Below are 14,080 nucleotides of genomic sequence, written 5' to 3'. Positions count from 1 at the left end.
TGCTGGAGTTATATTATGAACAGTAAAAATATTCTCATCGTCGGAGCGGGTTTTTCCGGTGTGGTTATCGCACGCCAGCTCGCTGAACAAGGTCATCACATCAGAATTATTGACCAGCGTGACCACATAGGCGGTAACTCCTATGATGCGCGCGATCCGCAAACCGACGTTATGGTTCACGTTTATGGCCCGCATATCTTTCACACCGATAATGAAACAGTGTGGAACTATGTGACTCAGCACGCTGAGATGATGCCGTATGTGAACCGTGTCAAAGCAACCGTGAATGGCCAGGTGTTTTCTCTGCCGATCAACCTGCATACCATCAACCAGTTTTTTGCGAAGACCTGTTCGCCAGATGAGGCCCGGGCGCTTATTGCCGAAAAAGGGGACAGTTCGATCCTGGAACCGAAGACCTTTGAAGAACAGGCTCTGCGTTTTATCGGCAAAGAGCTCTATGAGGCGTTCTTCAAGGGCTATACCATCAAACAGTGGGGGATGGAGCCTTCGCAGCTTCCCGCGTCGATTCTTAAGCGTCTGCCGGTTCGTTTTAACTACGATGATAATTACTTTAACCACAGATTTCAGGGCATGCCGAAACTGGGTTATACGAAAATGATTGAGTCAATCGCCAATCATGAAAATATTACCATCGAACTTCAGCAATCGTTTAACGCTGAAGAGAGAGAACAGTACGATCACGTGTTCTATAGCGGGCCGCTGGATGCTTTTTATTCCTATCAATATGGTCGCCTGGGCTATCGTACTCTGGATTTTGAAAAATTCACCTGGCAGGGCGATTATCAGGGCTGCGCGGTAATGAATTACTGCTCGCTGGATGTTCCTTATACCCGTATCACTGAACATAAGTACTTTTCGCCCTGGGAATCCCATGAGGGATCGGTCTGTTACAAGGAATACAGCCGCGAATGTGGCGAAAAGGATATCCCTTATTATCCGATTCGTCAGATGGGGGAGATGGCTTTACTCGATAAATATTTGTCCCTCGCGGAAAATGAAAAGAATATGACTTTTGTTGGCCGCCTTGGAACCTATCGATATCTGGATATGGATGTTACTATCGCTGAAGCATTAAATACAGCTGATAAGTACTTGTCCTCCCTTAGCAGTAATGAGTCTATGCCAGTATTTACGGTTTCTGTGCGATGAATTGCTCCGCATTAATAGTCACGTATAATCGTTTAGAGAAGTTAAAGCTGACTATTGCCAACACGGTGAAATTAAATTTTACAGCGATTGTTGTTGTCAATAACGGGTCCACGGATGGAACCCAGGCCTGGTTAGCCACCCTTAGCGACCCGCGAGTGATTGTTCTTAATCTGCCATCCAACAGCGGTGGCGCGGGTGGCTTTAAGGCCGGGAGTCAATATTTATGCGACAACGTCGATAGCGACTGGGTTTTCTTTTACGATGATGACGCCTGGCCCGAGAGCGATGCGCTGGAAAAATTTGCCCAGCTAGAAAAGGCTAACTGTCGGGTGTTCACCGCTTTGGTCAAGGATCTTCAGGGGCAACCCTGTCCGATGAACATGCCTTTTGCCAAAGTTCCGTCGTCGTTTATGGACACATTACGCTACATCAGAAATCCTGCGGAGTTTCTTCCGTCGGTTTCCCGGGCGTGTGCGGTACAGACGGTTTCCTTTGTCGGTATGATTATTCAGCGAGATGTGCTGCAAAAGCATCTCCACAGTATTCACGACGAGTTATTTTTATATTTTGACGATCTCTATTTTGGCTATCAGCTGACATTAGATGGCGAAGCTATTCGCTATTCTCCCGAGGTCATCTTTACCCACGATGTGAGTATCCAGGGGAAATGTATTGTTCCCGAATGGAAGGTTTATTATCTTTGTCGAAATCTTATTTTGGCGAAGAGAATTTTTCCGCGAGTTGCCATTTTTAGCCGTCTCTCAATCCTTTTACGGTTGATTAAATATGTATCAATATTGCCATGGCAACGCAATAAATTGTTATATTTTAAATACTTGCGTCGTGGAATTATCCATGGTGTAAAAGGAATCAGCGGTAAGAATCATTAAGTGGATATAGCAATGAAAAAACTGTGTTATTTCATAAACTCGGATTGGTATTTTGATTTGCACTGGATTGATCGTGCGATCGCCGCCCGAGATGCTGGTTATGAGATTCACATCATCAGTCATTTTGTCGACGGTAAAGTGCTGAATAAATTTAAAACATTCGGTTTTAAGTGTCATAATGTCCCACTTGATGCTCAATCATTTAATGCATTAACTTTCTTTCGGGCCTTTTTTGCCTCCCGAAAGCTCATTAAAGAAATTAATCCCGACCTTTTACACTGTATCACTATTAAACCCTGTCTGATCGGTGGGCTCCTGTCCAGGACAAACAACCGTCCCGTCATCGTGAGTTTTGTCGGTCTGGGTCGTGTATTTTCAGGTGATACGGGTTTGCTTAAGCTATTGCGCAATATCACCATCATGGCCTACAAATGTATTGCCAGTAATAAGCGCAGTATATTTATGTTTGAGCACGATAAAGATCGTAAAAAACTGGCGGGTTTTGTCGGGATTGACTATCAGCAGACTATTGTCATCGATGGCGCGGGTATCAATCCGGAGATCTATAAATATTCTCTGGAGCAGGAGCGTGACGTTCCGGTTGTGCTGTTTGCCAGCAGAATGCTCTGGAGTAAAGGGCTCGGGGATTTAATTGAAGCCAAGAAAATCCTCGAAGCAAGAAATATTCATTTTACGCTAAACGTTGCCGGGATACTCGTTGAAAACGATAAGGATGCCATATCCCTTGCGGTGATCCAGCAATGGCATAAAGAAGGTCTGATTAACTGGTTGGGTCACAGCTCTAACGTCTGCGACTTGATCGAGGAGTCGAACATCGTGGCATTACCTTCGATCTATTCCGAAGGCGTGCCGCGTATTCTGCTTGAAGCTTCCTCGGTTGGCCGGGCCTGCATTGCCTACGATGTTGGCGGCTGCGATAGCCTGATCATTAATAACGATAACGGCATTATCGTGAAAAGTAACTCTCCGCAGGAGCTGGCCGATAAGCTTGAATTCTTGTTAGCCAATCCCAAAGCACGAGTAGAGATGGGTATCAAAGGACGGCAACGCGTTCAGGATAAGTTTTCTAGCGGTATGATCATTAGCAAGACCTTAAAGACTTATCATGATGTGGTTCAGGGATGATGTAACGCAAGAGATTACAGCTTCATGTAAATCAAACACCTCCGAAGCGGTTGCATTTTAAGCTATGTAACTGCTCAGCAAACGCATGATGAGTTTAATGATTGCGTGCCTCTTATTTTGAAGGTGATTGAATGTCTGATGAATCAAGTAACGTTATTGTATCCGTTATTATCCCTGTCCATAACGCCGCGGAGTATATTGCTGAGACGCTTACTACGGTGTTAGCCCAGTCTTTAAAAGAGATTGAGATTATCCTTGTTAACGATAGCTCAACGGATAATACTCTGGATATTATCACTAAAATAGCCAGTGAAGATTCGCGAGTCCGGGTTATCACCAATCCGAGCAACGTCGGTGGCGGCGAATCGCGAAATATCGGCTTACGAGTAGCGACCGGCGAATACATCATTTTCCTCGACGATGACGATTACGCCGATAAAGAGATGTTAAAGAGAATGTCCGACCGGGCTACGGCCCTGCAAACGGATGTTGTTATCTGCCGGTGCCAGTCAGTCGATTTGCAAACCAATACCCGTTCTCCCATGCCTTTGTCGGCGCGTGAGGATTTACTGCCTGAAAAAGAGGTCTTCTCTTCACGGGAAATTGCTGACGATTTTTTCAGAGCCTTTATATGGTGGCCATGGGATAAGCTCTTCAGACGCGAGGCTATCCTGGCAATGGGCCTGGAGTTTCAACCGCTGAGAACCACAAACGACCTGTACTTTGTGAGTTGTTTCATGCTGTTAGCAAATCGCATCTCTCTGGTTGATGAGATCTTAATCTCTCATACTATCCACCGCGCTGAGTCGCTTTCCTCCACCAGAGAAGATTCGTGGCACTGCGCGCTGGAGGCATTAACTTCGCTACGTTTGTTTATGCAAGATCGTGATTTACTGGCGTCCAGAAGTCGTGATTTTAATAATTACGCCGTTGTTTTTCTTGAGTGGCATCTCAATACGATTTCTGGCAGTACGTTTAACCCGTTGTTTAACCAAGTAAAGTCGTTCATCTTATCTTTAGAAATCGATCGTGATGATTTTTATGATGACTTTATCAAAGCTGCGTATGCCCGGATCGTTAATCAGTCAGCGGAAGAGTATATTTTTTCGCTGAAAGACAGAGCGTTATGCGAGCTTGAACATGCACAAATGGGCTTTGTTGAATAAATAAGATTTCTTGCGAACGACCCTGTAGCTGGCTGGATTTTCAGGCAATACGCACGCTTTCTGGCATCCCAGCCTTTGTCATCCTGTTCAACGCACGCACCATGGCCATAGCTTCCGCTACCTGACCATCGTAGTCACGCAGCGTCAGTGAATCTCCCAACAACTGCTTCATTCTGTACATTGCCGTTTCCGCTATCGAGCGACGGTTATATTCCGTTGTCCATTTCCACCATGCATTGCTTCCGCTCAGCCGCTGATTAGCAACGGCACGGTTGCGGTCTGCGTACTCACAGGGCCAGTAACCTGCTCCTTTTCGGGGAGGAATAAGCGCGCTGATTTTTTTGCGGCGCAGTTCATCGTGACAGAACCGGGTATCGTAAGCCCCGTCTGCCGCGGCTGCCCTGATTTTTCTGTGAGTCTGCCGGATAAGGCCCGGGAAGGCTTCTGAGTCCGTGACGTTATTCAGCGACAGGTCTGCACAGACAACTTCATGTGTGTTGCTGTCAACAGCAAGATGCAACTTTCGCCAGATACGACGGCGCTCTTTGCCGTGCTTTCTGACTTTCCATTCGCCTTCACCAAAGACCTTCAGCCCGGTGGAATCAATCACCAGGTGTGCGATTTCACCCCGGGTGGACGTTTTGAAACTGACATTAACCGACTTTGCCCGCTTACTGACACTGGTGTAATCCGGGCAGCGCAACGGAACGTTCATCAGGGCAAAAATGGAATCAATAAAACCCTGCGCAGCCCGCAGGGTCAGCCGGAATACGCGTTTAATCACCAGAACGGTGGTGATGGCGAGATCAGAATAGCGCTGGGGCCTTCCTCGTGATGAAGGCGTTGCCGACTCATACCAGGCCTGAATCGCCTCATCATCCAGCCAGAAAGTGAGGGAGCCACGGTTGATGAGAGCTTTGTTGTAGGTGGACCAGTTGGTGATTCTGAACTTTTGCTTTGCCACGGAATGGTCTGTGTTGTCGGGAGGATGCGTGATCTGATCCTTCAACTCAGCAAAAGTTCGATTTATTCAACAAAGCCGCACAAATGATGAACTCAACGCTGCAGGAAGAAATGACTTCTCTTAAACAGTCGACGGTATCTCAGCGAAGTGAAATTGATGTTCTGAAGGCGCAGGTTAGCGATAAAACCACCATTATCCACGAGCTTGAACAGCGGAATACGCGTTTAGAGGACGAGTATCAAACTCAGCAACAGAAATTGCTCAGCATTGAAAATGCGTACCAGGAGCTGACTCAGCGCTATACAGATTTGGTTTCATCTTTATCATGGAAAATGACGAAACCATTGAGGCTAGTTAAAGAAATAACCGCACGAAAAAAGTCATGACGATGATAAACAGGTGATATCAACCAGCGCGCTGGCGATGTTGATATTGCAAGGGAGGCGTCATGCCGCCTCCCTTTGATGACTTACTTATGCCTGCTCCGCAGGTTTTCCACCACATCCGTTAAATTCAGCCCCTGATCCTGCAGCAGCACCAGCAGGTGATACATCAAATCCGACGCTTCATTCTTCAGTTCGAACTGGTCATGCACCGTCGCGGCCAGCGCGGTCTCAACGCCTTCTTCCCCCACCTTCTGCGCAATACGTTTGGTGCCGCTGGCGTACAGCTTCGCGGTATAGGAGCTTTCCGGATCGGCGTGTTTGCGTTCCGCCAGCAGCTGCTCCAGCTGATATAAGAACAGCCACTGATGGCCGGTTTCGCCAAAGCAGCTTGAGGTGCCTTTATGGCAGGTTGGGCCAATCGGATTAACCAGCGCCAGCAGGGTATCGTTATCGCAATCCGGGGTGATGCTCACCACGTTGAGGAAATTGCCTGAGGTTTCCCCCTTGGTCCACAGACGCTGTTTGGTCCGCGAATAAAAGGTCACCTTGCCGGTCTCTTCGGTTTTCGCCAGCGCATCCTGATTCATATAGCCCAGCATCAGCACTTCACCAGAAACGGCGTGCTGCACGATGACCGGCATCAGACCGTCGGTTTTTTGCCAATCCAGCTGTTCACTTAACATACCCTAATCTCCACGCCCTGTGCTGCCAGGTACGTTTTCAGTTCACCAATGTTGATAATTTGCTTGTGGAACACCGAGGCAGCCAGCGCGCCGTCGACGTTGGCGTCGCGGAAGGCTTCCAGGAAGTGCTCCATGGTGCCCGCGCCGCCGGATGCAATCAGCGGCACGTGGCACACGGCGCGGACCTTGCTTAACTGCGCCAGATCGTAGCCGTTACGCACGCCGTCCTGGTTCATCATATTGAGGACGATCTCGCCGGCCCCGCGCTTTTGCACTTCCTGCACCCAGTCCAGGGTTTCCCACTGCGTCACCCGCGTCCGGCTCTCATCGCCGGTATACTGGTTGACGTGATACTTACCGCTCGCGGCGTCAAACCAGGTATCGATGCCCACCACAATACACTGCACGCCGAAACGGTCGGCCAGGCGGGTAATCAGCGTCGGATCCGCCAGGGCAGGGGAGTTGATGGAGATTTTATCCGCGCCGAAGGAGAGAATTTGCGCCGCATCGTCCAGCGACTTAATGCCGCCGGCGACGCAGAACGGAATGTCGATCACTTCCGCGACCCGCGACACCCAGCTTTTGTCCACCACGCGGCCGTCGCTGGAGGCGGTGATATCGTAGAACACCAGCTCATCCGCGCCTTCGTCGGCATAGCGTTTTGCCAGCGGGACGATATCACCGATGATTTCGTGATTACGGAACTGCACGCCTTTCACTACCTGGCCGTCGCGAACGTCGAGACAGGGGATTATCCGTTTTGCCAGCATTGAATGGCCTCCGTTACGTTAAATTTACCTTCCAGCAGCGCCCGGCCGACAATCACCCCGCGCACTCCGGTTCCGCGCAGCGCGGCGATATCATGCAGATCGCCAATGCCGCCGGAAGACTGAAACGCGACCTGTGGATAGCGGGCGCAGACTTCTTCATACAGCGAGACGTTAGACCCGGCCAGCGTCCCGTCGCGGGAAATATCGGTACACAGCACGTGCTGCAGGCCGACGGACTGATAGCTCTCCACCAGCTCCTCCAGGGTTACGCCGGAGTTCTCCTGCCAGCCGCTGACCGCCACCTGCTTATTGCCTTCCGCGTCGATCCGCACGTCAAGCGCCAGCACCAGATGCTGCGGGCCAAAACGCGTAAACCAGCCTTTCACCACTTCCGGCGACTTCACCGCCGTCGAACCCACAACCACGCGCGCTACGCCTGCATCAAGCAGGGCGGCCACGTCTTCTTCCGTCCGCACGCCGCCGCCAACCTGCACCGGCACGTTCACGCCGGCAACCAGCGTTTTCAGCAGCGGGATCTGGCGCTTCGCCGGATCTTTCGCCCCGGTCAGGTCGACCAGGTGCAGCACTTCGGCCCCCTGGGCGGCATAGGATTGCAGGCGCGGCAGCGGGTCGTTACCGTAGTCGCGCTGCTGACCGTAATCGCCCTGATGGAGACGGACGACCGTGCCGTCAATTAAATCTAAAGCAGGAATGATCATCACATCTCCAGGAAGTTTTTCAGCAGCTGCGCCCCGGCGCTGCCGGAGCGTTCAGGGTGGAACTGGACGCCAAAGAAGTTATCTTTCTGCACCGCCGCGGTGAAGGCCTCGCCGTAGCTGCACTGGGCGATGGTATTGACGTTGACCGGCATCGCATAGCTGTGGACGAAGTAAAAATACGCCCCGTCTTCAATGCCGCGAAACAGACGATCGCCCGCTTTGGCGTATACCCGGTTCCAGCCCATATGCGGTAGCGGCAGGCCGTGGTCGGTCATTTTCGGCACGTCCTGGTCGATAATGCCCAGCAGGTCAACGCCGTTATTCTCCTCGCTGCGTTTTCCCAGCAGCTGCATGCCGAGGCAAATGCCCAGCACCGGCTGGGTACAGGCTTTAATCAGCTCGATCAAATCGCGCTCGCGCAGCTGGTCCATCGCCGCCTGAGCCGTGCCCACTCCCGGCAGAAACAGTTTATCGGCGCGTAGCACCACATCCGGGTCGCGGCTGACCTGCGGCTCGTAGCCGTGGCGGCTCACCGCGGATTTCACCGAATTGAGGTTGGCGCAGCCGGTATCGAGGATCACCACGTTCATCAGAGTACCCCTTTCGAAGACGGCAGCGTGTCGCCCTGGACGCGAATCGCCTGGCGTAGCGTGCGGCCGAAGGCCTTAAACAGGCTCTCAACGCGGTGGTGGTCGTTTTTGCCCTTGGTTTTCAGGTGCAGAGTGACCGCCATGGTATACGAGAGCGAGCGGAAGAAGTGTTCCACCATCTCGGTGCTCAGATCGCCAACGCGCTGATAGGTAAAGTCGGCTTTGTATTCGAGGTGCGGACGGCCGGAGATATCCAGCGCGCAGCGGGCCAGGCATTCGTCCATCGGCAGCACAAAGCCGAAACGGCCGATACCGCGCTTGTCGCCGAGGGCCAGCTTCAGCGCTTCGCCCAGCGCGAGCCCGGTATCTTCCACGGTGTGGTGATCGTCGATATAAAGATCGCCGCCGACGTTAATCTCCAGGCGGAAGCCGCCGTGGGTGGCGATTTGGTCAAGCATATGATCGAAGAAGCCGACGCCGGTGGAGATTTTGCTGCCGCCTTCGCGGTCCAGCCACACTTTCACATCCACCTGGGTCTCTTTGGTGATGCGCTCAACGTGGGCGTAGCGGTCGCGGCGGGTTAGCTGTTCGCAAATGGTTGGCCAGTCCAGCTTTTCGCGGTCATAGCGCAGGCCGGTAATGCCCATGTTATCCGCCAGCTGGATATCGGTCGCGCGGTCGCCAATCACGTAGCTGTTGGCGGTGTCCATCACCCCTTGCTCCAGCCACGGCAGCACCAGTTTGGTTTTCGGCTTGCGGCAGTCGCAGTTATCCGCCGGGAGATGCGGGCAAATCAGCACCTCGTCAAAGTTGACGCCCTGCGAGGAGAAAATCTGCATCATCAGGTTGTGCGGGCCGTCGAACTCGTCCTGCGGCAGGCTGGCGGTTCCCAGCCCGTCCTGATTGGTGATCATCACCAGCTTGTACCCTTCCTGCTGCAGCTTCAGCAGGGCCGGGATCACCTGCGGCTCAAACGCCAGCTTATCGAAGCGGTCTACCTGAAAATCAACCGGTGGCTCGGAAATCAGCGTACCGTCACGGTCAATAAAGAGAAACTTCTGGGTCATACATTCTCCGCAGTCAAAGCGTCAATGACGCGCTGGCTCTCTGCACGGGTACCGATAGTGATACGCAAACAGCCGCTTAATGAAGGTTGTTTATTCTGGTCACGTAAGATAATGCCCTGATCCCACAAAGATTTAAATACCGCGCTGGAGGCGGTGATCCGCGCCAGAACGTAGTTGCTCTCGGAATCGAACACCTCTTCAACGCAGGCAATGCTGCGCAGCTGGCTGACCAGATAATCGCGTTCGCCGAGGATCTGCGCCACGCGCGCGCGCATGGCGGCAATGCCTTCCGCGCTGAGCGCCTGGGCGGCGATGTCGGCGACCGGCGTCGAGAGCGGATAAGGTGCGATAACCTTCATCAGCACGTTAATCACCTCGGCGTTGGCGAGGGTAAAGCCGCAGCGCAGTCCGGCCAGGGCGAAGGCCTTGGAGAGGGTACGCAGAATCACCAGGTGCGGATACTCGTTGAGCCAGGTCGCCAGCGTGGCCTGCGGGCAGAACTCAATATAGGCCTCATCCGCGACCACGATGGCTTTACCGCGCGCCATCTCCAGCAGGGTGCGAAAATCTTTCGGGTTGATAATCTGCCCGGTCGGGTTATTCGGGCTGCAGACGAACACCACTTTCACGCCGTCAAGATTGGCCGCGATACCCGGCAGATCCAGCTGCCAGTCGGCGAGGGTGGGCACCGTACGGCAGGTCACGCCGATGGTTTCGGCGCTGACGCTGTACATGCCGTAGGTCGGCGGACAGTAGAGCACCGCGTCCTGGCCCGGCTCGCAGAAGGCGCGGATCAGCAGTTCAATGCCTTCATCGGCGCCGCGGCTGACCAGCACCTGCTCCGGCTTGACGCCCGCATACTGCGCGTAGCGTTCAATGACCGCTTTCGGCTGCGGTTCCGGATAGCGGTTCATCGTCTGCTCGGTCAGCTGAAACGCGACCGCGGTCGGGAATTCGTTGGCGTTCAGCCAGACGTCGCCTTTACCGCCCAGACGGCGAGCAGATTGATACGGCGTCAGCGCGCGGACGTTGGCGCGGGCTAAATCTTCGATGCTCATGCTTGCTCCTTAAGGGCTGCGACGCGCAGCGTAACGGCGTTTTTGTGGGCGTCCAGACGCTCGGCGGCGGCCAGAATCTCAATCGTTGAGGCGAGGGCGGCAAACCCGTCGCGCGACAGCTCCTGCACGGTCATGCGTTTCTGAAAATCCGCCAGGCCGAGGCTGGAGCAGGTGGCGGTGTAGCCGTAGGTCGGCAGCACGTGGTTGGTGCCGGAGGCGTAATCGCCGGCGGATTCCGGCGACCAGTCGCCGAGAAATACCGAACCGGCGCTGGTAATGCCGTCGACCAGTTCGCGGGCGTTGCGGGTCTGAATAATCAGGTGCTCGGGACCGTACTGGTTGGAAATCTCCACGCACTGGGCGATATCGCGCGCCACGATGATGCGGCTGGCGGAGAGCGCCCCGCGGGCCGTTTCCGCACGGGACAGCGCGGCCAGCTGGCGCTCAACGGCTTGCGCGACGCGGGTGGCCATCTCGCTATCCGGCGTCAGCAGGATCACCTGCGAATCCGGGCCGTGCTCCGCCTGGGAAAGCAGGTCGGAGGCGACGAAATCCGGAGTGGCGCCGCTGTCGGCGATCACCAGCACTTCCGACGGCCCGGCGGGCATATCGATAGCCGCGCCGTCAAGACGCTGGCTGACCTGGCGCTTGGCTTCGGTCACGAAGGCGTTGCCCGGGCCAAAGATTTTATCGACCTTCGCCACCGATTCGGTGCCGAACGCCAGGGCGGCAATCGCCTGCGCGCCGCCGACGTTAAAGATATTGCGCACGCCGCACAGCTGGGCGGCATAGAGGATTTCATCGGCAATCGGCGGCGGCGAGCATAGCACCACCTGCTGGCAGCCCGCGATGCGCGCCGGCGTGGCGAGCATCAGCACCGTGGAGAACAGCGGCGCCGAGCCGCCGGGAATATATAAGCCGACGGAGGCGATAGGGCGGGTCACCTGCTGGCAGCGTACGCCCGGCAGGGTTTCCACATCGACGGCCTGCAGCCGCTGCGCGTTGTGGAAGGTTTCGATGTTTTTGACCGCCACGGCCATCGCCTGCTTGAGCTCGTCGCTCAGGCGCGCGCCGGCGGCGGCAATCTCTCCATCGCTGACCTTCAGCGCCTTGACGTCGGTTTTATCGAACTTCGCGCCGTATTCGCGCAGGGCCGCATCGCCGTTGTCTTTAACGTTATTCAGGATCTCCGACACCGTCTTGCTGATGCTCTCGGAGGCGGAAATGGCCGGGCGCGTTAAGAGCTGTTGCTGTTGTTCTGCGCTACAGCCGTTCCAGTCGATAATTGTGTTGAAGCTCATGGTTGTTTCCCCTGTTTATCCCGTGACCGACCCGCCGGTTTACTCCATCATCTTCTCAATCGGCAGGACCAGAATGGAGCTGGCGCCCAGCGCTTTCAGTTTTTCCATGGTTTCCCAGAACAGGGTTTCGCTGCTCACCATGTGCATCGCCACGCGCTGCTTGTCACCCGCCAGCGGCAGAATGGTCGGGCGCTCGGCGCCGGGCAGCAGGGCGACCACTTCTTCCAGGCGCTCGGTCGGCGCGTGCATCATGATGTATTTTGATTCGCGGGCCTGAATCACCCCCTGAATACGGGTCAGCAGGCGGTCGATCAGCTGCTGTTTGCTATCGGCCATCTCGCCGTCGCGCTGGATCAGGCAGGCTTTGGAGCGGAACATCACTTCCACTTCGCGCAGGCCGTTTGCTTCGAGAGTCGCGCCGGTTGATACCAGGTCGCAAATCGCGTCGGCCAGACCGGCGCGCGGAGCCACTTCAACCGAGCCGTTCAGCAGGCAGGATTTGAACGAGATCCCTTTCTGGTCAAGGTAGCGCTTCAGCAGGTGCGGGTAGGAGGTGGCGATGCGTTTGCCGTTAAGCGCCGCCGGGCCGTCCCAGGGTTCATCCGCCGGGGTCGCCAGCGACAGGCGGCAGCCGCCGAAGTCGAGACGGCGCAGGGTGAAGTAGCGCGGGTCTTCGCCCTGAGCGCGGCGGCTCAGCAGCTCTTCCTCCAGCACGTTTTCGCCGATAATCCCCAAATCGACCACGCCGTCCATGATAAGGCCCGGAATATCGTCATCACGCACGCGCAGAATATCGATGGGCATATTTTCCGCCAGCGCGATCAGGCGCTGGGTGTGCAGATTCACTTTGATGCCGCAGCGGCTGAGTAATTCGCGTGAATCTTCGCTTAAACGCCCTGATTTCTGAATAGCTATGCGTAAACGGCTGTTGTCTAACATTCTTATTTTCCTCTGTAACCCTGTCTGAATCTGTCCGAATTCGGTCCAAAAAAAAGCCCCCGGAAGTGAATCTTCCGGGGGCTCTCTTTGCGTTCATGCACCACTGGAAGATCCAAACGTCTTCCAGCACACATCGCCTGAAAGACTAGTCAGGATGATGGTGATGATGGTGGTTTTTAAATTGAACGCTGTTCATAAAATTCTCTGTGAATGACTATGCATTTGATGCCTTTTAACCTAAACCACTTCGCTCGCATAAAGCAAGGGCTTTTTTCTATCATTAATTGATTTCATATTGACCTAAGAAATTGTCAGCTGCCGCCGGCTGGCGTAGCCTTAAGTCAGCACAGCGAAAATTCAGGAGCAAGGGGATGAAAAAGGTCGCAATTGTAGGTTTAGGATGGCTGGGTATGCCGCTTGCGCTGTCGTTGATGTCGCGGGGATGGCAGGTGACCGGCAGTAAGACCACGCAGGATGGCGTCGAGGCGGCACGGATGTGCGGCATCGACGGCTATCCGCTGCGTCTGGAGCCGCAGCTGGTCTGCGACACCGAAGATCTGGATGCCTTAATGAACGTTGACGCGCTGGTCATTACCTTACCGGCGCGGCGAACCGGACCGGGAGAGGACTTTTATCTTCAGGCGGTACAGGAGATCGTCGATACCGCGCTGGCGCATCACGTGCCGCGCATCATATTCACCAGCTCAACGTCGGTTTACGGCAACGCCAGCGGCACGCTGAAAGAGAACTCGCCCCGCAACCCGCAAACCGCCAGCGGGCGGGTGCTGAAAGAGCTGGAGGACTGGCTGCATAACCTTCCCGGCACCTCGGTGGACATTCTGCGCCTCGCCGGGCTGGTGGGGCCGTCCCGTCACCCGGGGCGCTTTTTTGCCGGAAAATCCGCGCCGGACGGCCAGCACGGCGTCAATCTGGTGCATCTTCAGGATGTGATTGCCGCGATCGAACTGTTACTGCAGGCTCCGAAAGGCGGGCGCATCTATAATATATGTGCGCCTAAGCATCCCGCGCGCGGCGTCTTTTATCCGCAGATGGCCCGCGAGCTTGGGCTTCCCGTCCCCGTATTCTCTGATAACCCGGAGAACGGTAGCGGTAAGATCGTAGATGGCAGCCGTATTTGCAACGAACTGGGGTTTGAGTACCAGTACCCCGACCCGCTGGTCATGCCGATGGAGTAATGCGCCAGCGGTGAATCGCGTACCGTAAGGGGGTA

The 14,080-nt window shown here is 54.6% G+C and carries 15 protein-coding genes, 1 pseudogene and 1 other annotated feature; of the genes and pseudogenes, 6 read left to right on the top strand and 10 right to left on the bottom strand.

Annotation, left to right across the window (positions count from 1 at the left end):
• The first annotated feature begins 15 nt into the window (after positions 1 to 15).
• From glf to BJF97_RS19315, 4 genes and pseudogenes are all read left to right on the top strand, one after another.
• Positions 16 to 1,170: a UDP-galactopyranose mutase gene (glf, locus tag BJF97_RS19330; protein WP_004852435.1), complete on the top strand. Its 1,155-nt coding sequence runs from the start codon at positions 16 to 18 to the stop codon at positions 1,168 to 1,170.
• On the top strand, positions 1,167 to 2,060 hold the full coding sequence (locus BJF97_RS19325) for a glycosyltransferase (RefSeq protein WP_032693856.1): 894 nt from the start codon (positions 1,167 to 1,169) through the stop codon (positions 2,058 to 2,060). The genes glf and BJF97_RS19325 overlap by 4 nt, the downstream gene beginning before the upstream one ends.
• The gene (locus BJF97_RS19320) at positions 2,061 to 3,206 is read left to right on the top strand and encodes a glycosyltransferase family 4 protein (RefSeq protein WP_161505337.1); all 1,146 of its coding nucleotides are present in this window, start codon (positions 2,061 to 2,063) and stop codon (positions 3,204 to 3,206) included. It begins immediately after the preceding gene.
• 131 nt (positions 3,207 to 3,337) lie between these two features.
• Positions 3,338 to 4,357 (top strand): annotated as a pseudogene (locus BJF97_RS19315) (glycosyltransferase family 2 protein); the annotation flags it as partial.
• A 55-nt stretch (positions 4,358 to 4,412) separates the two neighbouring features.
• On the opposite strand, the gene BJF97_RS19310 reads toward BJF97_RS19315, so the two are convergent.
• A complete protein-coding gene (locus BJF97_RS19310; protein ID WP_077270219.1) occupies positions 4,413 to 5,381 on the bottom strand; it encodes an IS5 family transposase in 969 nt (322 codons plus the stop codon).
• Positions 5,382 to 5,419: 38 nt separating this feature from the next.
• Between BJF97_RS19310 and BJF97_RS19305 the strand changes: the two genes are divergently transcribed.
• Complete coding sequence (locus BJF97_RS19305) at positions 5,420 to 5,722, top strand: hypothetical protein (protein ID WP_228706690.1); 303 nt, start codon at positions 5,420 to 5,422, stop codon at positions 5,720 to 5,722.
• 83 nt (positions 5,723 to 5,805) lie between these two features.
• Here BJF97_RS19305 and hisIE read toward each other — a convergent pair whose 3' ends face one another.
• The 9 genes from hisIE to hisL form a co-directional block, all read right to left on the bottom strand.
• On the bottom strand, positions 5,806 to 6,405 hold the full coding sequence (hisIE, locus tag BJF97_RS19300) for a bifunctional phosphoribosyl-AMP cyclohydrolase/phosphoribosyl-ATP diphosphatase HisIE (protein ID WP_004122447.1): 600 nt from the start codon (positions 6,403 to 6,405) through the stop codon (positions 5,806 to 5,808).
• On the bottom strand, positions 6,399 to 7,175 hold the full coding sequence (gene hisF / locus BJF97_RS19295) for an imidazole glycerol phosphate synthase subunit HisF (RefSeq protein ID WP_014230048.1): 777 nt from the start codon (positions 7,173 to 7,175) through the stop codon (positions 6,399 to 6,401). Before hisF ends, hisIE begins: the two co-directional genes overlap by 7 nt.
• A complete protein-coding gene (gene hisA, locus BJF97_RS19290) occupies positions 7,157 to 7,894 on the bottom strand; it encodes a 1-(5-phosphoribosyl)-5-[(5-phosphoribosylamino)methylideneamino]imidazole-4-carboxamide isomerase (protein WP_014230047.1) in 738 nt (245 codons plus the stop codon). Before hisA ends, hisF begins: the two co-directional genes overlap by 19 nt.
• A complete protein-coding gene (hisH, locus tag BJF97_RS19285; protein ID WP_014230046.1) occupies positions 7,894 to 8,484 on the bottom strand; it encodes an imidazole glycerol phosphate synthase subunit HisH in 591 nt (196 codons plus the stop codon). The genes hisA and hisH overlap by 1 nt, the downstream gene beginning before the upstream one ends.
• A complete protein-coding gene (gene hisB / locus BJF97_RS19280) occupies positions 8,484 to 9,551 on the bottom strand; it encodes a bifunctional histidinol-phosphatase/imidazoleglycerol-phosphate dehydratase HisB (protein WP_014838934.1) in 1,068 nt (355 codons plus the stop codon). The genes hisH and hisB overlap by 1 nt, the downstream gene beginning before the upstream one ends.
• Entirely contained in the window at positions 9,548 to 10,609 is a 1,062-nt protein-coding gene (gene hisC / locus BJF97_RS19275) for a histidinol-phosphate transaminase (protein ID WP_014230044.1), read from the bottom strand. The genes hisB and hisC overlap by 4 nt, the downstream gene beginning before the upstream one ends.
• Positions 10,606 to 11,910 carry a histidinol dehydrogenase gene (gene hisD, locus BJF97_RS19270; protein ID WP_032693853.1) on the bottom strand — a complete coding sequence of 435 codons (1,305 nt, stop codon included), beginning with the start codon at positions 11,908 to 11,910 and terminating at the stop codon, positions 10,606 to 10,608. Before hisD ends, hisC begins: the two co-directional genes overlap by 4 nt.
• A 39-nt stretch (positions 11,911 to 11,949) precedes the next feature.
• A complete protein-coding gene (hisG, locus tag BJF97_RS19265; RefSeq protein ID WP_032693852.1) occupies positions 11,950 to 12,849 on the bottom strand; it encodes an ATP phosphoribosyltransferase in 900 nt (299 codons plus the stop codon).
• 47 nt (positions 12,850 to 12,896) lie between these two features.
• Positions 12,897 to 13,019, bottom strand: a sequence feature (His leader region).
• On the bottom strand, positions 12,995 to 13,045 hold the full coding sequence (gene hisL, locus BJF97_RS34295; protein ID WP_009654477.1) for a his operon leader peptide: 51 nt from the start codon (positions 13,043 to 13,045) through the stop codon (positions 12,995 to 12,997). (Overlaps the previous feature by 25 nt.)
• A 175-nt stretch (positions 13,046 to 13,220) precedes the next feature.
• Between hisL and BJF97_RS19260 the strand changes: the two genes are divergently transcribed.
• Complete coding sequence (locus BJF97_RS19260; RefSeq protein WP_004852412.1) at positions 13,221 to 14,045, top strand: SDR family oxidoreductase; 825 nt, start codon at positions 13,221 to 13,223, stop codon at positions 14,043 to 14,045.
• The last annotated feature ends 35 nt before the right edge of the window (positions 14,046 to 14,080 follow it).

The sequence above is a fragment of the Klebsiella sp. LTGPAF-6F genome, from assembly GCF_001753185.1.
GTDB classification, from domain to species: Bacteria; Pseudomonadota; Gammaproteobacteria; order Enterobacterales; family Enterobacteriaceae; genus Klebsiella; species Klebsiella michiganensis.
This window is presented reverse-complemented; position numbering and strand designations above follow the sequence as displayed.

Excerpts from the sequence above, each read along its gene's own strand:
- glf (WP_004852435.1), top strand. The coding sequence starts at position 16 with ATGAACAGTAAAAATATTCTCATCGTCGGAGCGGGTTTTTCCGGTGTG.
- BJF97_RS19325 (WP_032693856.1), top strand. The coding sequence starts at position 1,167 with ATGAATTGCTCCGCATTAATAGTCACGTATAATCGTTTAGAGAAGTTA.
- BJF97_RS19305 (WP_228706690.1), top strand. The coding sequence starts at position 5,420 with ATGATGAACTCAACGCTGCAGGAAGAAATGACTTCTCTTAAACAGTCG.
- hisIE (WP_004122447.1), bottom strand. The coding sequence starts at position 6,405 with ATGTTAAGTGAACAGCTGGATTGGCAAAAAACCGACGGTCTGATGCCG.
- hisF (WP_014230048.1), bottom strand. The coding sequence starts at position 7,175 with ATGCTGGCAAAACGGATAATCCCCTGTCTCGACGTTCGCGACGGCCAG.
- hisA (WP_014230047.1), bottom strand. The coding sequence starts at position 7,894 with ATGATCATTCCTGCTTTAGATTTAATTGACGGCACGGTCGTCCGTCTC.
- hisH (WP_014230046.1), bottom strand. The coding sequence starts at position 8,484 with ATGAACGTGGTGATCCTCGATACCGGCTGCGCCAACCTCAATTCGGTG.
- hisB (WP_014838934.1), bottom strand. The coding sequence starts at position 9,551 with ATGACCCAGAAGTTTCTCTTTATTGACCGTGACGGTACGCTGATTTCC.
- hisC (WP_014230044.1), bottom strand. The coding sequence starts at position 10,609 with ATGAGCATCGAAGATTTAGCCCGCGCCAACGTCCGCGCGCTGACGCCG.
- hisD (WP_032693853.1), bottom strand. The coding sequence starts at position 11,910 with ATGAGCTTCAACACAATTATCGACTGGAACGGCTGTAGCGCAGAACAA.
- hisG (WP_032693852.1), bottom strand. The coding sequence starts at position 12,849 with ATGTTAGACAACAGCCGTTTACGCATAGCTATTCAGAAATCAGGGCGT.
- BJF97_RS19260 (WP_004852412.1), top strand. The coding sequence starts at position 13,221 with ATGAAAAAGGTCGCAATTGTAGGTTTAGGATGGCTGGGTATGCCGCTT.